The organism is Armatimonadota bacterium (assembly GCA_031460175.1).
Classification (GTDB): Bacteria; Sysuimicrobiota; Sysuimicrobiia; order Sysuimicrobiales; family Sysuimicrobiaceae; genus Sysuimicrobium; species Sysuimicrobium tengchongense.
This window is the reverse complement of record JAVKGW010000005.1, coordinates 17,905-38,125: the sequence shown is the minus strand read 5'-3', so window position 1 is coordinate 38,125 and position 20,221 is coordinate 17,905. Positions and strand designations below refer to the sequence as shown.

Annotated in this window: 18 protein-coding genes; 17 read left to right on the top strand and 1 reads right to left on the bottom strand. The window is 70.0% G+C overall.

The annotated features are described in order from the left end of the window. Positions 1–49: 49 nt before the first annotated feature. The 8 genes from thiS (at position 50) to QN206_07835 (ending at position 8,691) form a co-directional block, all read left to right on the top strand. Complete coding sequence (gene thiS / locus QN206_07870; protein MDR7614730.1) at positions 50–1,060, top strand: sulfur carrier protein ThiS; 1,011 nt, start codon at positions 50–52, stop codon at positions 1,058–1,060. Then, a complete protein-coding gene (locus QN206_07865; protein ID MDR7614729.1) occupies positions 1,057–1,683 on the top strand; it encodes a thiamine phosphate synthase in 627 nt (208 codons plus the stop codon). Before thiS ends, QN206_07865 begins: the two co-directional genes overlap by 4 nt. 87 nt (positions 1,684–1,770) lie before the next feature. Further along, complete coding sequence (locus QN206_07860; protein MDR7614728.1) at positions 1,771–2,547, top strand: enoyl-CoA hydratase-related protein; 777 nt, start codon at positions 1,771–1,773, stop codon at positions 2,545–2,547. Positions 2,548–2,553: 6 nt separating this feature from the next. After that, positions 2,554–4,167 (top strand): 3-hydroxyacyl-CoA dehydrogenase NAD-binding domain-containing protein, encoded by a 1,614-nt coding sequence (locus QN206_07855; GenBank protein ID MDR7614727.1) that lies wholly within the window; start codon positions 2,554–2,556, stop codon positions 4,165–4,167. Positions 4,168–4,184: 17 nt separating this feature from the next. Continuing rightward, entirely contained in the window at positions 4,185–5,375 is a 1,191-nt protein-coding gene (locus QN206_07850) for an acyl-CoA dehydrogenase family protein (GenBank protein MDR7614726.1), read from the top strand. A 4-nt stretch (positions 5,376–5,379) separates the two neighbouring features. Beyond that, complete coding sequence (locus QN206_07845; protein ID MDR7614725.1) at positions 5,380–6,378, top strand: MBL fold metallo-hydrolase; 999 nt, start codon at positions 5,380–5,382, stop codon at positions 6,376–6,378. Further along, entirely contained in the window at positions 6,363–7,016 is a 654-nt protein-coding gene (gene npdG, locus QN206_07840; protein ID MDR7614724.1) for an NADPH-dependent F420 reductase, read from the top strand. The genes QN206_07845 and npdG overlap by 16 nt, the downstream gene beginning before the upstream one ends. Before the next feature lie 97 nt (positions 7,017–7,113). After that, complete coding sequence (locus tag QN206_07835; GenBank protein MDR7614723.1) at positions 7,114–8,691, top strand: benzoate-CoA ligase family protein; 1,578 nt, start codon at positions 7,114–7,116, stop codon at positions 8,689–8,691. Here QN206_07835 and QN206_07830 read toward each other — a convergent pair. Continuing rightward, complete coding sequence (locus tag QN206_07830; GenBank protein ID MDR7614722.1) at positions 8,667–9,530, bottom strand: DUF364 domain-containing protein; 864 nt, start codon at positions 9,528–9,530, stop codon at positions 8,667–8,669. The two genes, QN206_07835 and QN206_07830, sit on opposite strands and share 25 nt — an antisense overlap. Before the next feature lie 122 nt (positions 9,531–9,652). Here QN206_07830 and QN206_07825 point away from each other — a divergent pair, with 122 nt between their 5' ends. The 9 genes from QN206_07825 (at position 9,653) to QN206_07785 (ending at position 20,218) form a co-directional block, all read left to right on the top strand. Beyond that, on the top strand, positions 9,653–11,098 hold the full coding sequence (locus QN206_07825; GenBank protein MDR7614721.1) for a CoA-binding protein: 1,446 nt from the start codon (positions 9,653–9,655) through the stop codon (positions 11,096–11,098). A 12-nt stretch (positions 11,099–11,110) separates the two neighbouring features. Beyond that, positions 11,111–11,833: an acetate--CoA ligase family protein gene (locus QN206_07820; protein ID MDR7614720.1), complete on the top strand. Its 723-nt coding sequence runs from the start codon at positions 11,111–11,113 to the stop codon at positions 11,831–11,833. Between the two features lie 114 nt (positions 11,834–11,947). After that, positions 11,948–12,436 carry a (2Fe-2S)-binding protein gene (locus tag QN206_07815; protein MDR7614719.1) on the top strand — a complete coding sequence of 163 codons (489 nt, stop codon included), beginning with the start codon at positions 11,948–11,950 and terminating at the stop codon, positions 12,434–12,436. Positions 12,437–12,449: 13 nt separating this feature from the next. Next, positions 12,450–14,858: a molybdopterin-dependent oxidoreductase gene (locus QN206_07810; GenBank protein MDR7614718.1), complete on the top strand. Its 2,409-nt coding sequence runs from the start codon at positions 12,450–12,452 to the stop codon at positions 14,856–14,858. Between the two features lie 9 nt (positions 14,859–14,867). Next, positions 14,868–15,869, top strand: coding sequence for a xanthine dehydrogenase family protein subunit M (locus tag QN206_07805; GenBank protein ID MDR7614717.1), 1,002 nt, complete (start codon positions 14,868–14,870; stop codon positions 15,867–15,869). Between the two features lie 9 nt (positions 15,870–15,878). Continuing rightward, on the top strand, positions 15,879–17,441 hold the full coding sequence (locus QN206_07800) for an AMP-binding protein (protein ID MDR7614716.1): 1,563 nt from the start codon (positions 15,879–15,881) through the stop codon (positions 17,439–17,441). 16 nt (positions 17,442–17,457) lie between these two features. Beyond that, positions 17,458–18,267, top strand: coding sequence for an enoyl-CoA hydratase family protein (locus tag QN206_07795; GenBank protein MDR7614715.1), 810 nt, complete (start codon positions 17,458–17,460; stop codon positions 18,265–18,267). Further along, positions 18,267–19,457, top strand: coding sequence for an acyl-CoA dehydrogenase family protein (locus tag QN206_07790; protein ID MDR7614714.1), 1,191 nt, complete (start codon positions 18,267–18,269; stop codon positions 19,455–19,457). Before QN206_07795 ends, QN206_07790 begins: the two co-directional genes overlap by 1 nt. Then, on the top strand, positions 19,454–20,218 hold the full coding sequence (locus tag QN206_07785; GenBank protein MDR7614713.1) for an enoyl-CoA hydratase-related protein: 765 nt from the start codon (positions 19,454–19,456) through the stop codon (positions 20,216–20,218). Before QN206_07790 ends, QN206_07785 begins: the two co-directional genes overlap by 4 nt. Positions 20,219–20,221 lie beyond the last annotated feature (3 nt).

Below are 20,221 nucleotides of genomic sequence, written 5' to 3'. Positions count from 1 at the left end.
ACGCCCAGAAACCATGGGTGTGTTAAGCTGAGGGCGAGGAGGCGAGAGGGTGAGCGAGCGGGGCTGGATCGTGGTAAACGGGGAGCGCCGGCCCCTCCCGGAGGACGGGTTGCTGGGTCTTCTCCGGGAACTGCGGGTGGATCCCGAGGGGATCGCCATTGCGGTGAACGAGCAGGTGATCCCCCGGACGCAGTGGGCCACGTACGTCCTGCGTCCGGGGGATGCGGTGGAGATCGTGCGGCCCGTGGCGGGCGGCTCGGAGGACGACCACTGGGAGCTTGCGGGGATCCGCCTGCGCTCCCGCCTGATCCTGGGCACCGCCCGCTACCCCAATCTCCAGGTGATGCTGGACGCCCTGCGGGCCACGGGGACGGAGATGGTGACGGTGGCCCTCCGGCGGGTGGGGTTCGGGGAGGGGCCCGAGAACCTGTACCGGATCCTCAAGGAGGAGGGCTACCACATCCTCCCCAACACCGCGGGTTGCTACACGGCCCGGGAGGCGGTGCTCACCGCGCAGCTGGCGCGGGAAGCCCTGGGGACAGACCTCATCAAGCTGGAGGTGATCGCGGACGAGGAGACCCTGCTGCCGGATGTGGAGGGGCTGCTGGAGGCGGCCCGCATCCTGGTGCGGGAGGGGTTCAAGGTGCTCCCGTACACCAACGACGACCCGGTCACCGCCCGGAAGCTGGAGGACATCGGGTGCGCGGCGGTGATGCCGCTCGCGGCTCCCATCGGAAGCGGGCTCGGCATCCGCAACCCCCACAACATCCTCCTCATCCGGCAATCCGTACGGATCCCCGTGATCGTGGACGCGGGCGTGGGCACCGCCTCAGACGTGGCCGTGGCCTTCGAGATGGGATGCGACGGGGTGCTGCTGAACTCCGCGGTGGCCCGGGCCCGGGACCCCGTGCGCATGGCCCGGGCCATCCGGCACGCGGCCATCGCGGGCCGGGAGGCCTACCTCGCGGGCCGCATGCCCGTCAAGCTCCTGGCGGAGCCCACCAGCCCCCTGACGGGCCGCATCCTGGAACCCCAGCGCCGCACCGGGCAAGGCCCGTGAAGCCCATCCCCCGCTTGCTCCTCGTCACGGACCGGCACCTGGTGGGGGAGGAGCGCCTGGTGAGCGTGATCCGGGCGGCGGTGCGGGGCGGGGTGGAAGGGGTTCAGGTACGGGAGAAGGACCTCCCGGATGAGGCGCTGGAACGCCTGGTGCACCGGATCCTGGATGCGGTGGAGGAGAGGGCCGTCGTCCTCCTCAACGACCGTCCGCACCTCGCACGCCGTCTTGGTCTCGGGCTGCACCTCCCCGAAGCGAGCCCGCCCCCGCAGGGGAACTGGCCCCTGTGGGGGCGGTCCGTGCACTCGCCCGAGGCCGCGGTTCGCGCGGCCCGGGAAAACCCCGATTACCTCATCGCGGGGCCCGTCTATCCCACGGACTCCAAGCCCGGTGGTTTGCCCCTGGGGCGGGAGGGACTTAGGGCGATCGTGCGGGCCGCCGGCGGGATTCCCGTGCTCGCCATCGGCGGGATCGGAGCGGGCCGGGTTCGGGAGGTGGTGGAGGCGGGGACATGGGGTGTGGCGGTCCGGGGGGCGATCCTGCGCTCCGAGGATCCGGAGCACGCGGCCCGGGAAATCCGGCGGGCGGTGGAGGAGGCGCGAAAGGCCGTTCGCCCCTCCAGATGAAGCAGATTTTTGGTGAGGACGCCTCCGGGCGACCGCGGCCATGGATGTCGTAAGGTTGGAGTGGACATCCCGGAAGAGGAGGTGGACATGCCGTACGAGGACATCCTGGTGGAGATCCCGGAAGCCCATGTGGGGCTGATCCGGTTGAACCGCCCCGACAAGTTGAACGCCCTGAGGACCCAGCTGCTCGATGAGCTGGTTCGGGCCCTGGACGACTTCGAGGCGGATCCGGAGATCCGGGTGGTGGTGATCACGGGGAACGACCGGGCCTTCGCCGCGGGTGCGGACATCCAGGAATTCCAGGGCATGACGGCCCTGAAGATGCTCGGCGGTCACCGTCCCGTGGCCTGGGAACGGATCCGGCGGTTTACCAAGCCCCTGGTGGCCGCGGTGAGCGGGTACTGTCTGGGGGGCGGGTGCGAGCTCGCCATGCTGTGCGATCTCATCGTGGCCTCGGAGACCGCCCGGTTCGGGCAGCCGGAGGTGAACATCGGCATCATCCCGGGAGCGGGAGGCACCCAGCGGCTGCCGCGCGTGGTGGGCAAGCACCGGGCCATGGAGATGATCCTCACGGGCCGGCACATCACCGCGCAGGAGGCCCACGCATGGGGCCTGGTGAACCGGGTGGCTCCCGTGGAACGCTACCTGGAGGAGGCCCTCGCCCTGGCCCGCGAGATCGCCTCGAAGGCCCCCGTGGCGGTACGGCTCGCAAAGGAGGCGATCCTGCGGTCCATGGACACCACGGTGGAGGTGGGACTGGAGTACGAGCGGCGGTTGTCCGCCCTGGTGTTCGGCACGGAGGACCGGGAGGAGGGCGTGCGGGCGTTTCTGGAGAAGCGCAAGCCTGTCTTCCAGGGAAGGTAGGACGGGATGGCCCACGGGATCCAAACGGTGGGCGTGTGCGGGGCCGGAACCATGGGTGCCGGGATCGCGCAGGTATGCGCCCTGGCAGGCCTCCGGGTGGTGCTGTACGACGCGATCCCGGAGGCTCTGCCCCGGGCCCTGGAGCGGATCCGGCGGGATCTGGAGCGGGCGGTGGAAGGAGGGCGGCTCGGACGGGACGCCCAGGAACAGGCCCTGGAGCGGATCGTTCCCACGGAGATCCTGGAGGCGTTGGGCCCGTGCGAGCTGGTCATCGAGGCCGCCCCGGAGGACCTGCAGCTGAAACGGGACCTCTTCCGCCGGCTCGGGGAGGTGTGCCCCGCGGCGCTCCTCGCCACCAACACCAGTTCCCTGTCCGTGGCGGAGATCGCGGCGGCCACGCCCCGCCCGGAGCGGGTGGCGGGGCTGCACTTCTTCAACCCCGCGCCCGTGATGCCCTTGGTGGAAGTGGTGCGGGCTTTGCAAACCGCGCCGGAGGTCGTGGAGCGGTTGGTGGACTTTGCCCGGGGAATCGGGAAGACCCCCATCGTGGTGCGGGATCGCCCGGGTTTCGTGGTGAACCGGGTGAACCGACCCTTCTACGGGGAGGCCCTCCGGATGGTCGGAGAAGGGCTCGCGGATCCTCCCACCGTGGACTGTGCCCTCCGGGAGGCGGGCGGGTTCCGCATGGGGCCGTTTGAGCTCATGGACCTCGTGGGCATCGACGTGGGATACGCGGTCTCCCAGGCCCTCTACCACGCCTTCTTCGGGGAAAGCCGCTTCCGGCCTCACCCCCTCCAGCGGGAGATGGTCCTGTCGGGGCGGCTGGGCCGGAAGACGGGAGGCGGGTTCTATGTCTACGAGGAAGGCAAACGCCCTCCCTCTCCTCCCCTGTCCCTTCCGGAGGCGGATCCCGGACCCTACGCGGTGGCGGGGCGGACGGGCCTGGCGGAGGAGCTCGTCCGCGGGCTGCGGGACCGGGGATACGCGGTGGTGGAGGTCCCCGATCCTCCCCGTGAACCCCTCGCGGTCCGGGCCGCCTTCGAGGCGGAGGTGGAGGATCGGACCCGGAAGCGGGAGATGCTGCGGGCCCTGGACGGTGCCATGCCCGGGGAGGCGGTGGTGCTCGCGGCGTGCACGAACGCCGCATGCGCGGAATGCGCCGCCTGGGTGGGACGGCCGGAGCGGCTCGCCGGATACGTGACCCTTCCGCCCCTCTCGGATCGGAAGCTGCTGGAGTGGACCGTGCACGAACGCACGGAGGTAAAAGCCGAGCCCTACCTGGCGGCCCTCGGCCTTCCGCTCCTCCGGGTGGGGGACAGTCCAGGCGGGGTGTTTCCCCGGGTTCTGGCGACCCTGGTGAACGAGGCCGCGTTCGCGTGTGGGGAGGGCGTGGCGGCCCCGGAGGACGTGGATATCGCCATGCAGCTGGGCACCAACCATCCCTTCGGCCCGTTCACGTGGGCGGAACGGGTGGGGATCCGGACCCTGGTGGGGGTCCTGGAGGGGCTTCGGGTCTACTACGGGGAGGAACGGTATCGCACCGCACCCTGGCTCCGGCGGGCAGCGTGGCTGGGACGTTGGCCGGGCAGGCGGGGGCGGGGTGATGAACCAGGGAACTGAACACGGGAGGGAAGGCGATGGCGCAGGAAGTGGCGTACCGGGTGGCTTCGGACTTCTATGCGGTGGATGACCTCCTCACGGACGTCCAGAGATCCGTGCGGGACACGGTGCGGCGGTTCGTGGACCGGGAAGTGCTGCCCCACATCGGGCGGTGGTGGCTGGAGGGACGCTTCCCCGTGGAGCTGGTTCCTCGGCTGGCGGAGCTCGGGGTGCTGGGGGCAAACCTGCCCGAGGCGTACGGGTGCGCGGGGCTCGACAACATCTCCTACGGGGTCATCATGCGGGAGCTGGAGCGGGGCGACAGCGGGCTCCGATCCTTCGTGAGCGTGCAGGGCTCCCTGGTCATGTACCCCATCTACGCCTTCGGCAGCGAGGAGCAGCGCCGGCACTACCTGCCCAAACTGGCCAGGGGTGAGCTCATCGGGTGCTTCGGGCTTACGGAGCCCACCGCGGGAAGCGACCCCGCGGCCATGAACACCCGCGCCCGCCGCACCGCCCGGGGCTGGGTGATCACGGGCACCAAGATGTGGATCACCAACGGCTCCATCGCCCACCTGGCCGTTGTGTGGGCCAAGGACGAATCCGATACCGTGCGGGGGTTCCTCGTGCCCACGGACCTCCAGGGGTTCTCCGCCCACGACATCCACACGAAGATCTCCATGCGGGCCTCGGTCACGAGCGAGCTGGTGCTGGAGGAGGTGGAGGTTCCGGAGGAGCTGGCCCTGCCCAACGCCGTGGGGCTCAGCAAGGCGCTGAGCTGCCTCACCCAGGCCCGGTACGGGATCGCGTGGGGAGCCGTGGGCGCGGCGGTGGCCTGCTTCGAGGAGGCCCTCAGCTACGCGCAGGGTCGCATCGCTTTCGGACGGCCCATCGCGGCGACCCAGATCATCCAGGAGCGGCTCGTGGACATGCTCACCAAGATCACCAGCAGCCAGCTACTTGCCCACCGGCTGGGGCAGCTCAAAGACGCGGGGCGGATGCACTATGCCCAGGTGTCCCTGGCGAAGCGGCACAACGTGCGGGCGGCCCTGGAGGTGGCCCGGGACGCCCGGTTCATCTTGGGCGCCTACGGGATCACCGCGGAGTACCACGCCATGCGGCACGCGGCGAACCTGGAGTCCGTGGACACCTACGAGGGCACCTACGACATCCACACCCTCATCGTGGGCCGGGAGATCACGGGACAGTCCGCCTTCGGCCGGGATTAGGTCCGTGGAGGGCTTTGCCCCGCGGTTCGAGGAGGCCGCGCCGGGCGTCCGCCGGCTTCGGGTCCCCGTTCCCTTCCCCACCCGGTGGGTCAACGTGTACGTGGTGGGGGACGGCGTAGACGCGGTGCTGGTGGACGCGGGCTATCCCATCCCCGAAGGCCGCCGGATCCTCTTCAGGGCTCTCCGGGAGGCTAAGTTGCGTCCGGCCGTCCTCCTCGTCACCCATGCACACCCCGACCACTTCGGGTTGGCCCGGGAGCTCCAGGAGGCCTTCGGCTGCTCCGTGTGGATGGAAGCCCGGGAGCTCCAGGTGGCTTGGGCGTACCGCCCGGAAGGAGAAGTCTGGCAGGAGGTAGCCGCTCAATTCCTCCGGGCGGGCATGCCCGCAGAACGGGTCCGCCGGACCGTGGAAAGCGGCAAGCAGGTCTGGGAGCCCGCTCATCCCCCCCGGGTGGATCGCTTCCTGCGCGAGGGAGAGGTCCTGAATCTGGGAGAGAGTGCGTGGGAGGTGCTGGTCACCCCGGGACATGCGCCAGCCCATGTGTGCCTGTACGAAAAACGGACGGGTACGCTCCTCGCGGGAGACCACCTCCTCCCCCGGATCACTCCGAACATCGGGCTGTGGCCCCTTGGGGGTTCTGATCCCCTCGCGGATTTCCTCGGAAGCCTCCGGAGCTTAAGAGCCCTGCCCGTTCGGCGGGTGCTTCCGGGGCATGGAGATCCTTACGAGGGATACGCGGAGCGCGTCGCGGAGCTACTGGCCCACCACGCCTCCCGCCTGGAGACCGTGGAGGCCGTGTTGCGGACAGGATCCCGCACCGGTTACGAGGTGCACCTGGCGCTCTTCGGGACGGACCTGGATCCCCACAACGAGCGGTTCGGGCTCGTGGAGGCCATGGCCCACCTCACGTACCTGGAGCGGCGGGGAAGGGTTCGGGCCGAGGAAGGGGATCCGATCCGCTACGCCCTGAACTCCGGAGGTGGTGGATGGAGCACGAGGTGATTGCCGTGATCGGCGGGACGGGCAAAGAGGGATTCGGGCTCGGGCTCCGATGGGCCGCCGCAGGTCTTCCCGTGATCCTCGGATCCCGGAGCCGAGAGCGGGCCGAGGAGGCCGCCCTCCGGGCCCGGACCCTCCGGCCCGAAGCGCGGATCTCCGGATCCCTGAACCGGGAGGCGGCGGAGGCCGCGACCGTGGTGGTGCTGACCGTTCCCTTCGCGGCGCAGGAAGCCATCCTCTCGGACATCCGGGAGGCGGTGCGGGGCAAGGTGGTGGTGGACACCACCGTCCCCCTTCGCCGGCTTCGACCCCCGGAACTGGAAGTTCCCCTGGCGGGCTCCGCGGCCCAGCAGGCGCAGCGCCTCCTGCCGGAAGCCCGGGTGGTGGCCGCCTTCCACACCATCTCCGCCCACCGGCTCCAGCGGCTGGAAGCCCCCCTGGAGGAGGATACCCTGGTCTGTGGGGATGATCCGGAGGCCAAGGAGAGAGTGATCCGGTTGAGCTCGCAGATCGGCCTGCGCGGCCTGGACGCCGGAGGACTGCACCAGGCCGGGACCCTGGAACGCCTCGCGGCCCTGGTCATCCAGCTCAACCAGCGCTACGGCAGGAAGGACATCGGGTTGCGGTTCGTGGGGCTGTAGATGATGCAGACAGAGCCCCCGACTTAGTGCAGCCGGAGGATTGACGGACGTCCCGCCGCCCCGCTCCCATGGGCGTGGCTGGGGAAGGGAGGCCCGAGTGGGGGACACGAGCGGCGAGACGTTCAACCTGGCGGAGTTCCTGCTGGATCGGCACGTACGGGAGGGACGGGGAGACCGGCCTGTTCTGTACTTCCAGGATCAGACCGTTTCGTTTCGGGTCCTCCTCGAGCGGTCAAACCGGTTGGCGTCTGCCCTCCGTCGGCTCGGGGTGGAGCCCGAGAACCGCGTGCTCCTCGGCCTCGCGGATCGTCCCGAGTTCTACGTCGCGTACTTCGCCGCGCTGAAGATCGGAGCGGTGCCCGTTCTGGTCAGCACCCTCGCGAGCCCCCAGGACTATGCCTATTTCCTCCGGCATAGCCGGGCGAAGGTGGCGGTGGTGGAGGAGGCGGTGGCGGCCCGCCTGCGGTGCGTGGACGATCCTCCGCCATCCCTACGGTACGTGGTGGTCGTGGGAGAACCAGGGCCTTCCGAGGTCAGCTGGGAGGATCTTTTGAGCGGGACCGTGCCGGAACCGGGGCCTGCCTGTACCTCCCCGGACGACATGGCCTTCTGGATGTACAGTTCCGGGACCACGGGCCGGCCCAAGGCCGTGGTCCACCTTCACCGGGATCTCCTGCACTTCATGCCGCCGCACTGCCGGGAGGTGGTGGGCCTGGGGCCAGAGGACCGGGTGTACTCCACCTCCAAGCTGTACTTCTCCTACGGCCGCAACAACTCCCTGGACGGCCCCTTCCTGTACGGGGCCCAGGTGGTGCTGAATCCCGACCGGCCCGAGCCCGGCGCGGTCCTGGACCTGCTGGAGGCCCACCGGCCCACGGTCTTCTACAGCGTTCCCACCTTCTACGCGGCCCTCCTGGACCACCTGCACCGCACGGGCCGGCGCGTCTCCCTCTCCTTCCTGCGGTGCTGCGTCTCCGCGGGGGAGCCCCTGCCCAAGTCGGTGTTCGATCGGTGGTGGGAGCGGTTCCGCGTCCCCATCTTCGACGGGGTGGGCTCCACGGAAGTAGGCGCCATCTACCTCTCGAACACCCCCCGCAAGCTCCGGCCCGGGAGCAGCGGAGTGCTGCTCCCGGGATTCGAGGGGAAGTTGTTGGACGAGGGAGGCCGGGAGGTCCCGAGGGGGAGCGTGGGCATCCTCTGGGTGAAGAACGACGGGATCTTTGCGGGCTACTGGAACGACTCCCGGAGGACCCGGCAGGCCCTGCAGGGGGAGTGGTTCGTCACGGGTGACCTCTTCTCCCTGGACGACGACGGGTTCCACTGGTACATGGGCAGGGCGGACGACCTGCTTAAGCCCGGGGGCCTTTGGGTCTCTCCCCTGGAGGTAGAGGGGGCCTTGCTGGAGCATCCCGCGGTGGCGGAGTGCGCGGTGGTGGGAGCGCCGGATGAGATGGGTCTGGAAAAGCCCATGGCCTTCGTGGTGCTCCGGGAGAGCTACACGCCCTCGCCCGCGCTGGAGCGGGAGCTCAGGGAGCTCGTGCAGGCGCGGCTTGCCCGCTACAAGCACCCCCGCTGGTTCCGGTTCGTGCCGGAACTCCCCCGGACCGTCACCGGAAAGCTGCAACGCTACCGCCTGCGGGAGGCCCTCCGTCAGGAGCGACGGAGGGCCTCTTGAGCGGAGACCGCCCGAAGGTCCGGGACCACGTCCTCGCGGACCAGGCAGATCTTTTCCGCGGCCTCCTGGAAGAAGTACCCGCTGCCGCCCTCGCCTACGATGCGCACAAGGCGCGGTCCGTCCAGTGCCCGGATCCCGCCCAGGACGTGCACGCCCCGCTGGAAGAACGGTTCAGGCCAGGGAGGGGCCGTGGGGCCCGCCACGACCACCCGGCGCGCCCGGCGGGAGGACTCCAGGAGCTCGTCCATTCCTCCTTCCACCAGGGCAGACCCCGTGATGACCACCACCGTGGCCTCCCGGAGCACCTCCGAGGCGCCTTCCGGAGGCCGCCACAGGGGGCGTTCCTCCTCCCGCAGGGCCTCCGGATGGCGGTCCACGACCCAGAGGGCCGACACGGTGTTCTTCAGGGCCTTGATGAAGGGGGAGAAAGCGCCCACGAGGGCCACGCGGTCCTCCGGGAGGACCCCCGCGGCCTCCAGGGCATCCAGGCCCGGAATCTGCACGCCTCCGGGAACCCCGAAGCGATCCACGGCGAGGGCGGAAAGGGCGTTCAGAGTGGCTACCCCCACCGCCCGCCGGAGGGGAACCGGGGAGCGGGCGTCCGCGGCCAACTTCCACGCGTCCTGGCCCACCAGACGTCCCGCGGGCGGGGCGGAGGCCGCGGAGCGGGGACAACAGACGGTGTCCGCAAGCCCGCGGGGGGTGAAGGCCACTCCCACGTGGCCCGTGGCGAGGGCCACCGCGGTGTAGAAGACACCCACCCGGGCGTCCTGGACCGCGACCGGTTCACCCGAGAGCCGAGCCCGAAGCGCTTCCGTCCAAGCCTCGACGAGCTGCATGCCGCACCTCCCCGTGGACCTCTGCTTTCTTTAGTACTCCCCCGGATGGGCGATGCGCGAGGGGGGAAGGAGGCCGTGTTGTAAAATAGGCGCGATGATGCGCTTGCAGGAGCGAACCTCCGATGTCTGAGCTAGGCGAAGCACCGCGGACCGCCCGGAGTCTCGACGCGTTGTTCCGTCCCCGCGGGGTGGCCGTGGTGGGAGCCAGTCCGGATCCAGGCTCCCCGGGCCACCAGATCCTCCGATTCGCCACCCAGACCCACTTCCCCGGTGCCGTGTACCCCGTGCACCCCTCCGCGCGGGAAGTGGCGGGCCTGCGCGCCTACTCCTCCGTCCTGGAGGTCCCGGGTCCGGTGGACCTCGTGGTCCTCGCGGTGCCGGCCCGGGTGTGCGTGGAGGTGGCCCGGCAGATCGCGCAGCGCCACGACGAGCGCGGGGACGCGGCCGCGGTGGTGGTGGTCTCCGGCGGGTTCGCGGAGACGGAAACCCCGGAAGGGCGGGCCCTCCAGGAGGCGCTCCTGGAACCTCTCCGATCCCGGGGCATCCGGGTGGTGGGGCCCAACTGCATGGGCGTGCTGGACACTCACACGGGCGTGACCACCACCTTCGACCTCGGGACTTACCCAGAGGGCGGTCTCTCCCTGATCACCCAGAGCGGAGCGTTTGCCATCTCGTTCCTCCAGTGGGCCCGTCCCCTCGGCATGGTGGGGCTAGCGAAGCTGGTGTCCGTGGGGAACATGGCGGATGTGGACCTGACGGAACTCGTCCGCTACCTGGGAGCGGATCCACATACCCGGGTGATTGGCGTGTACATGGAGGGGATCCGGGACGCCCGGGCGTTCGTTCTGGCGGCCCGGGAGGTGACCCCCAAAAAGCCCGTGGTGGTCTACAAGGCCGGGCGCACGGAACTGGGAGCCCGGGCCGCCAGCAGCCACACGGGTTCTCTCGCGGGCCGGGACGAGATCTACGAGGGGGCCTTCCGGCAGGCGGGCGTCCTGCGGGCGCACCGCGTATCGGAGTTCTACGACCTCGTCCGGGTCCTGGAGAAGCTGCCGCTCCCTTCGGGCAACCGGGTTTGCGTCTGCAGCGCCATCGGGGGCCCGGGCACCATCTGCGTGGATGAGGTGGCCGCAAGCGGCGTGCTGCAGCTGGCCCACCTCTCGGAGGCGGTCCGGGAGGCCCTGCGGAGGGTGCTGGCACCCACCGCCACCATCGGCAGGCCCGACGGTTACCTGGACATGACGGGTTCTATCCGTGCCCAGACCCATGGGGAGGTCCTGCGGGTGGTGCTCGAGGCGCCGGAGGTGGATGCGGTCCTCCTCCTCACCACCCCACCCGCGTTCCTCGACGAGGAGGAGGTGGCCGAGGCCATCCTGAGCGCCTACCGGGCCCAGCCGGAACCCCGCAAGCCCGTGCTGCCCGTGCTCACCTTCGGGGATACGGTGGCCCGGGCCCGCAGAAGGCTCGAGGCCGGAGGGCTGCCGACCTTCGAGTTCCCGGATGCCGCGGTCCAGGCCCTGGCCCAGGTGGTGCGATACGCCCGCTACCGGGCGCGGAGAAGTTCGTGAGGAGGTCCGCCCATGCCCCATCCCGTGATCGCGCGGGCCCTTGAACAGGGTCGCGGCTTCCTGCTGGAGCCGGAAAGCTACGCCCTGTGCCAGGCGTACGGGATCCCGCACGCGCCCTTCGCCACCTGCCGCACCGCGGAGGAGGCGGTGGCGGCCGCGGACCGCATGGGGTATCCCGTGGTCCTCAAGGTGGTCTCCCCCCACATCCTGCACAAGTCCGACGTGGGAGGGGTGGTGGTGGGCCTGCGGTCGGGGGAGGAGGTGGCGGCCGCGTACCTCCAGCTCCTGGAAGCGGTGTCCCGCGCTGCCCCTCAAGCCTCCGTGGAGGGCGTCCTCGTGCAGCGCATGGAGAGGGGAAGCGCGGAACTGGTGGTGGGGGGGCTCGTGGACCCGCAGTTCGGTCCCGTGGTCATGGTGGGCTCGGGCGGGGTCCTCGTGGAACTCCTGCGGGACGTCTCTTTCCGTCTCGCCCCGCTCGATCTGGAGGAGGCCCTGCAGCAGCTGGCCGAGACCCGGGCACACCGCCTCCTCCAGGGCCTCCGGGGGAATCCTCCCGCGGACATCCGGGCCGTGGGAGAGATGCTGGTACGGGTGGGGGAGCTGCTGCTGGCAGAGCAGGACATCCAGGAGCTGGATCTGAACCCCGTGGTGGCGGGACCGGAAGGCTGCGTGGCGGTGGACGCCCGGGTGATTCTCCGTACAGAGGGGTCTGCCGGGCAACTCCCCCTGGCCTAACGCATCGGTTCTCCGCAGTATTCATCCTCGGTTCTCGGCCGGATTGCTCAGGGAACCGCCCGGGAGCGTAGACTTCCCCTAGACTGACCATCCGGTCAAAACCGGGGGTGCCTCATGGACCAGCCGGTACGCCTCCAGGTGAACGGCCGCGAGTACCGCCTGCTGGTGCCCGTTCACCGGACCCTCCTGGAGGTTCTGCGAGAAGACCTGGGGCTCGTGGGGACCAAGCACGGGTGTGAGCTGGGGGAGTGCGGGGTGTGCACGGTGTTGGTGGACGGCAAACCCACGCTCTCCTGCCTCCTGTTGGCCGTGGACGCGGAGGGCCACGAGGTCACCACCATCGAGGGGCTCGGCCAAGATGGAGCGCTGCACCCCCTCCAGAAGGCCTTTGCGGAGCTCGGCGCCCTCCAGTGCGGGTACTGCACGCCCGCCATGATCCTCACCGCGAAGGCCCTCCTGGAGGAGAACCCCACACCGACCCCGGAGCAAATCCGGGATGCCCTGTCCGGGGTGTTCTGCCGGTGCACGGGATACGTGAAGATCATCGAGGCGGTTGGAACCGCGGCAAGGCACCTCTCCGCGGGCACGTCCGGATCGAGGTAAGGGAGGAGCGCACATGGCGGTGGTCAAGGAACGGGAGGAAGTCCTCGCGGTGGTGGGGCAGCGTCTCCCGCGGGTGGACGGCTGGGCCAAGGTCATGGGTCGGGCCCAGTACGCGGATGATCTTTCCCTGCCCGGGATGCTCTTCGGCAGGCTCGCCCGGAGCACCCAGGCACATGCCCGGATCCGAGAAGTCCGGGTGCAGCGGGCCCTGGAGCTGCCGGGGGTGGTGGCGGTCATCACGGGGAAGGACCTCCCCATCCGGTATGGGGTGTTCCCGGTGGGACAGGACGAGACCGCCCTGGCGGTGGACAAGGTGCGCTACGTGGGGGAGCCCGTGGCCGCGGTGGCCGCGGTGGACCCCTACACCGCGGAGGAGGCGGTCCGCCTCATCGAGGTGGATTACGAGCCCCTTCCAGCCCGCATGAGCATCGAGGAGGCATTGGCGCACCCGGAGCCCCGCATCCACGACTACGGACCCTTCGGGAACGTGCACCGCTTGGCATCCCTGGAGTTCGGGGACGTGGAGAAGGGGTTCGCGGAGGCGGACTACGTGCGGGAGGACCTGTTCTTCTACGAGGGCAGCACCCACGCGCCCATGGAGCCCCACAGTGCCCTCGCCTGGTGGGATCCCGGGGCGAAGCAGCTCACCCTGTGGACCTCCCACCAGGCACCGCACTACCTCCACAAGGGTCTCGCGAAGGCCTTGCAGCTGGAGGAGCACCAGGTGCGGATCATCGTGCCCGCGGTGGGCGGGGGATTCGGCGGGAAACTGGACATCTTCCACCACGAGGTGTGCGCGGCGAAGCTCAGCATGCTCACGGGTCACCCCGTGAAGATCACCCTCACCCGGGAGGAGGTGTTCTACGCCCACCGAGGCCGACACCCGGAGCTGTTGCGCATCCGCACCGGAGTTACCCGGGACGGCCGGATCACGGCCATACACGTGGAGGCCTACCTCGACGGCGGGGCATACTGCTCCTTCGGGCCGGCCACCCTGCTGTACGCGGGCACCCATGAGCCCGTGAGCTACCGCATTCCCCACTACCGGTTCCAGGGCGTGCGGGTGTTCACCAACAAGCCCCCCTGTGGCCCCAAGCGGGGACACGGCACCCCACAGGCCCGGTGCGCCCTGGAGGTCCACCTGGACAAGCTGAGCGAGGATCTGGGCCTGGACCCCGTGGCGCTTCGGCTGCGCAACCTCACGGGACCCCACGAGCTCACGGTGAACTGGCTGGAGATCACCAGCAACGGTCTCCGGGAGTGCATCGAGAGGGTGGTGGAAGCGAGCGGGTGGTACGAGAAGCGCGGGCGGCTCCCGTACGGGCACGGGATCGGGTTCGCGTGCAGCGCCTACCTCACGGGGGCGGGAGGGTCCATCTACTTCAGCGACATGCCCCACTCCGAGGTGCATCTCCGGGTGGACCGCACGGGCGTGGTCACCGTGTACACCCTGGCCACGGAGATCGGTCAGGGGTCCGCCACCGCCATCGCCACCATCGTGGCAGAGGTCCTCGGGCTCGCACCCCAGGACATCCGTCTCGTCACCTCCGACACGGACCTCACGCCCATCGACCTCGGCAGCTACAGCAGCCGCGTGACCATCATGGTGGGCAACGCGGCCTACGAGGCCGCCTGCCGGGCACGGGACCTCCTGGTGGAGGCGGTGGCGGAGAAGCTCCAGATCCCCCGACACCGGCTGGTTTGCCGGGGGCGACGCATCTACGACGAGGAGAACCCGGAAGTCGGGGTTGCCTTCGCCCAGGCGGCCCAGTGGGCGGAGGCGAGGTTCGGATGCTTGTCCACCTCCGGGAGCTACCGGCCGCCCGAGAAGCTCGGCACCTACAAGGGATCGGGGGTGGGACCTTCCCCCACCCACACCTTCTCCGCCTGCGTGGCGGAGGTGCGGTGTGATCCGGAGACGGGCGAGGTTCGGGTGGAGAGGGTGTGGATCGCCCACGATATCGGGCGTCCTCTGAATCCCACCCTGGCAGAAGGGCAGGTGGAGGGCAGCGTGCACATGGCCCTAGGCGAGGCCCTGCTGGAGGAGCAGGCCTTCCGCAAGCACCTGCACCGGGGCCCGTCTCTGCTGGATTACAAGATCCCCACGGTTCACGAGATGCCGGAGGTCATCACCTTCTTCGTCCACACGGAGGATCCCCGGGCCCCCTTCAGCGCGAAGGAGGTGGGACAGGGGCCGCTGCTGTGCGTGACCCCGGCCATCCTGAACGCCATCGCGGATGCCCTCAAGATCCGGGTGGACGAGGTGCCCGTGACCCCGGAGAAGATCCTCAAAGCCCTGGAAGAGCGTCGAAAGGGACGGCCCGCCCGGGTGGGACCCACCAAGCTTCCCTCTTTCTCCTTCCCCACCCCGGAACGGGTGGCCCGACCCCCGCAATGGGAACTGGAGGCGAAACCCGCTTAGGAGGCGGCCATGCTGCGGTTACCGGGTTTTCAGCTCCACCGCCCCGCCAGTCTGCCGGAGGCCACCCGGATCCTCGCGGATCTGGGACCGGAGGCGATGCCCGTGGCCGGCGGGACGGATGTGTATCCGAAGATGAAGCGCCGCCAGATCCTCCCGAAACACCTGGTGAGCCTGCGCCGGATCCGGGAGCTGCGTGGGATCTGGGGCAATCCCGGGGAGGGGCTCCGGATCGGGGCGGGATGCACCCTCGCGGAGCTGGCGGCACACCCCATGATCCGCGCGGGCTACCCGGGGCTCGCGCAGGCGGTGGCCGTCTGCTCAAACCCCCTCCTGCACCAGATGGGCACCATTGGCGGGAATCTCTGCCTCGATACCCGGTGCAACTACTACGACCAGACCGACCTGTGGCGGGAGGCCCTGGGGTGGTGCATGAAGGCCCCCGGCAAGGCGGATCCCGCGGAAGTGCCCTGCCGGGTGGCGCCCGGAGGAGGGCGATGCTGGGCCGTCTCCAGCAGCGACGGAGCCCCCATCCTCATCGCCCTGGGCGCGCGGGTTCGGCTCGTGGGACCCGCGGGGGAGCGGGTCGTTCCCCTGGAGGACCTGTACCTGGATGACGGCATCCGGTACCTGAACAAGGCGCACGAGGAGCTGGTGGCGGAGATCCTGCTGCCACCCGCGGACGGGGTGCGCAGCACGTACCGGAAGGTGCGGCGCCGGGGTTCCCTGGACTTCGCGGCCCTGGGGGTGGCGGTGGCGTTGCAGCAGGAGGCGGACGGGACGGTACAGAGGTGCCGCATCGTCCTAGGAGGCGTGGCCTCGCGGCCCCTGGTGCTGGAGGAGGCCGCGGGCCTGCTGGTGGGGCAGAGGGTGGAGCCGCAGGTGCTGGAGCGGGTGGCCGAAGCCGTGTACCGGGCCGTCCACCCCATGGACAACGTGGACTTCACCGTGTACTACCGCCGGCGCATCGCTCCAGTCCAGGTCCGTCGGGCCCTCGAGGCCCTTGTGGCATAGGGGGTGGAGATGTTCCGCAATCCCTTTGTGGCCCCTTTCCCTACACCTGAGGTCCCCTGCTTTCAGCCCGTGGAACAGCGGGCCCGGATGGAGCCGGACCGCCCTGCCCTCGTGTGGGCGCCCACCGGTCAGGTGGTGACCTATGGCCACCTCTGGACCGCCTCCGGAAAGGTAGCCCGGGCCCTTCAGGAAATGGGGGTGGGCAAGGGTGACCGGGTGGCCCTGATCGCGGCCAACGCCCTGGCACATCCCGTGGCCTTCTACGGGATCCTGCGGGCGGGGGGCGTGGTGGTCCCGCTGAACCCTCTCCTGAAGCCCGCGGAGGTGGAGCGGTGCCTGGGCGAGGTGGAGGCATGCGTGGTGATGGCCTCCCCGGAGTGGAGCAAGGACCTTCGAACCCGAGCCTTGCCATCCGTCCGCCACATCCTGAACCTGGAGGAGCTGTTGGAGGCGGCGGAGCCGTTCGGGGATCCGGAACCCGTCTCGATCCGCCCCGACCGGGATCTTGCCTGCATCCTCTTCTCGAGCGGGACCACGGGGCTCCCGAAGGGGACCCGGCTCACCCACCGGAACGTGCTCGCCAACGTCCTGGCGGCCCGCGCCCTGGGGTTCGTGGGGGAGGGAGCCGTGTACGTGCACTTCCTCCCCTTCAGCCACTGCATGGGCCTGCTGACCCTGCTGAACGCGGGGGTCTGCGCGGGGGCCCGGCAGATCCTCCTGCCGCAGTTCGAGGCGCAGGAAGTCCTGTACTGGATCGAGTACCACCGGGCCACGCAGCTCTACGCGGTTCCCCCCGCCCTGAGGGCCCTCGTGGAGGCCGCGGAGACCCGTGGGTTCGGGTACCGGGGGCTGCGATTCGTGAACACCGCGGCCCTGCCCTTGGACCCAGAACTTCAAGCCCGGGCGGAGCGGGTGTTCGGATGCCCCGTGACGGAGCACATCGGGATGACGGAGTGCGCGGGACTCATGAACCTCCTCCTCCCTCCCATGCCCTGGAAGCCCCGGTCCGTGGGGCCTCCGGTGCCGAACCTGGAGGAGCGGGTGGTGGATCCGGACACGGGCCGGGACCTGGGTCCCGGAGAGGTAGGAGAGCTTGTGGTCCGGGGTCCCATGGTCACCGTGGGGTACTGGAGGAACCCGGAGGCGGACGAGGAAGCCTCCCTGGAAGGCGGCTGGTTCCGGACGGGCGACCTCGTGCGGTTCGACGAGTCCGGGTACATGTGGTGGGTGGACCGTCGCAAGGAGATGATTAAGTACAAGGGCTACTCCATCGCCCCCGCGGAGCTGGAGGAGGTCCTGCGCCAGCACCCCGCGGTTCGCGAGGCGTGCGTGATCCCGAAACCCGATCCGGAAGTCGGGCAGATCCCCAAGGCCTTCGTGGTCCTCCAGGGGGAAGTCACCGCGGCAGAGCTGTTGCGGTTCGTGGAGGAACGGGTGGCCCCCTACAAGAAGGTACGGGAGGTGGAGTTCGTGTCCGAGCTTCCCAAGTCCGCGGTGGGCAAGGTGCTCCGGAAGGTGCTGGCCGAGCAGGAACGCCGTCGGAGCGCTGAGGCCACCGCCACCCGATCCTGACCCGGAGGAGGAAGGCATGCGCGGAGCAGACCTGAACCCCCAGCACTTCCTGTGGGAGGTACAGGACGGGATCGCCACCATCACCCTGAACCGTCCGGAGCGGAAAAACCCCCTCACCTTCGAGAGCTACGCGGAGCTCAGGGACACGTTTCGCCTTCTGGACCGGGTGGAGGACGTGAAGGCCGTGGTGATCACGGGAGCCGGCGGCAACTTCTGCTCCGGAGGAGACGTGCACGAGATCATCCGGCCCCTTCTGGACATGGACGTGCGCGGGAAGCTGGCGTTCACCCGCATGACGGGGGACCTGGTGATCGCCATGCGGCACTGCCCGCAGCCCCTGATCGCCGCGGTGGACGGGGTGTGTGTGGGGGCAGGGGCGGTGATCGCGGCCGCGTGCGACCTGCGCCTGGGGACTCCCCGGAGCCGGGTGGCCTTCCTGTTCGTGCGGGTGGGGCTTGCGGGCTCGGATATGGGCGCGTGCGCGCTCCTGCCCCGCATCGTGGGCCTGGGGCGGGCCGCGGAGCTCCTGTACACGGGGCGGGAGATGAGCGGGGAGGAGGCGGAGCGGTGGGGCTTCTTCAACCGCCTGTGCCCGCCGGAGACCCTGCTCCAGGAAGCCCAGCAGCTGGCGCGCCAGATCGCACAGGGGCCCACCTTTGCGCACGCCATGACCAAGCGCATGCTCCACAAGGAGTGGGAGATGCCGCTGGACGAGGCCATCGAATCGGAGGCCCAGGCCCAGGCCCTGTGCATGCTCACCCGGGACTTCGCCCGGGGATACCAGGCCTTCGTGGAGCGCCGCAGCCCCACCTTCGAGGGCGACTAGTGAACCGGGACCACCTCCTCTGGCCCTTCTTCGGGGAAACCCACCGCCGCCTGGCGCGGGAGTTGGAGGCGTGGGCCCAACAGGAGGCGGAGCCGCTCGCGGCCCACGAGGAGGAGGATCCAGATCGGGTGAGCCGGGAGCTGGTGCGCAGGCTGGGGGAAGCGGGCTGGCTGAGGTACTGCGTGCCCCGGGCCTACGGGGGGGTGTTCGAGGGCCTGGACGTGCGGAGCCTGTGCCTGGTCCGGGAGATCCTGGCGGGGTACTCCGGGCTGGCGGACTTCGCCTTCGCCATGCAGGGATTGGGGAGCGCGCCCATCACCCTCTTCGGGAGCGACTCCCTGCGGGCCCGCTACCTCCCGGAGGTGGCCCGCGGCCATCGCATCGCGGCCTTCGCCCTCTCCGAGCCCCAGGCGGGCTCGGATGTCGCCGGGATCACCACCTCCGCCCGCCGATCGGAGGGGGGGTACGTGCTGGAGGGCGTGAAGACCTGGATCTCCAACGCGGGGCTCGCGGACCACTACGTGGTGTTCGCCCGCACGGGCGGCCCCGGCAGAGAGGGGCTCAGCGCCTTCGTGGTGGACGCGGATGCACCGGGGCTTGTGGTCAGCGAGCGGATCCGGGTCCTCGCTCCGCATCCGCTCGGGACCCTCAGCCTCCGGGGCTGCTGGGTGCCGGAGAGCCACCGGCTGGGGGAGGAAGGGCAGGGGTTCGAGGTGGCCATGCGGACCCTGGACGTCTTCCGGACCACGGTGGGCGCCGCTGCCCTGGGATTCGCCCGCCGGGCCCTCCAGGAGGCGTTGAAGTTCGTGCAGGAGCGGGTGGCGTTTGGGCAGGTCCTGAGCCGGTTCCAGCTGGTGCGGGAGAAGCTGGCTCACATGGCCCTGGAGGTGGACGCCGCGGCCCTGCTGGTGTACCGGGCCGCGTGGGTGAAGGACGAGCTGAGGCGGCGGGCCACCCGGGAGGCCTCCATGGCCAAGCTGTACGCCACGGAGGCCGCGCAACGGGTCGTGGACAGCGCGGTGCAGCTGTGGGGAGCGCGGGGAGTGGTGCACGGGAGCCCCGTGGAGCGGCTGTACCGGGAGGTTCGGGCCCTGCGCATCTACGAGGGAACCTCGGAGATCCAGACCCTGGTGGTGGCCCAGGAGGTCCTGCGGTCGGCCTCAACGGCGCCCGCGGAGGAGGCTCCATGACGGAAGGCGCGGTGGAGGTCCGACACGAGGAGGGCGTCCGGTGGGTCACCCTGAACCGGCCGCCCCACAACATCCTCACCATCGCGGTCATGCGGGAGCTCGCGGCCGCATTGCGCGCAGCCGCGGAGGATCGCACGGTGCGGGCCATCGTCCTGGGCGCCCGGGGCCGGTCCTTCTCCGCGGGAGTGGACGTGGCGGAGCACACCGCGGACAGGGTGCACGAGATGATGGAGGCCTTCCACGACCTGTGCCGCACCCTGGTCTGGGTGGACGTGCCCACGGTGGCCTCCGTCCAAGGCCCCGCCCTGGGAGGCGGGTGCGAGGTGGTGGCCCTGTGCGACGTGGTGGTGGCCGCGGAGGAAGCGACCTTCGGGCAGCCCGAGATCCGGGTAGGGGTATTTCCGCCCGTGGCCGCGGCCGCCTTCCCTTTCCTGTTCGGCAAGCGGGGGATCCTGCCCCTCCTCACCGGAGAGATCCTCCCCGCCCGGCGGGCGCAGGAGCTGGGCCTGGTGACGGAGGTGGTCCCCTCCGGCCAGCTGGAGGAGGCGGTGCGGCGGGTGGTGGAACAGCTCCGGGCTCACAGCGCAGCGGTCCTTCACCTCACGAAGCGGGCGGCCGTGGCCACGTTCCGGCGGTGGTTTGCGGAGGCATTGCAGGAAGCGGAGCGCCTCTATCTGGGGGACCTCATGTCCACGGAGGACGCGCACGAAGGGCTCCGGGCCTTCCTCGAGAAGCGCGGGGCGAGATGGAAACACCGATGAGGG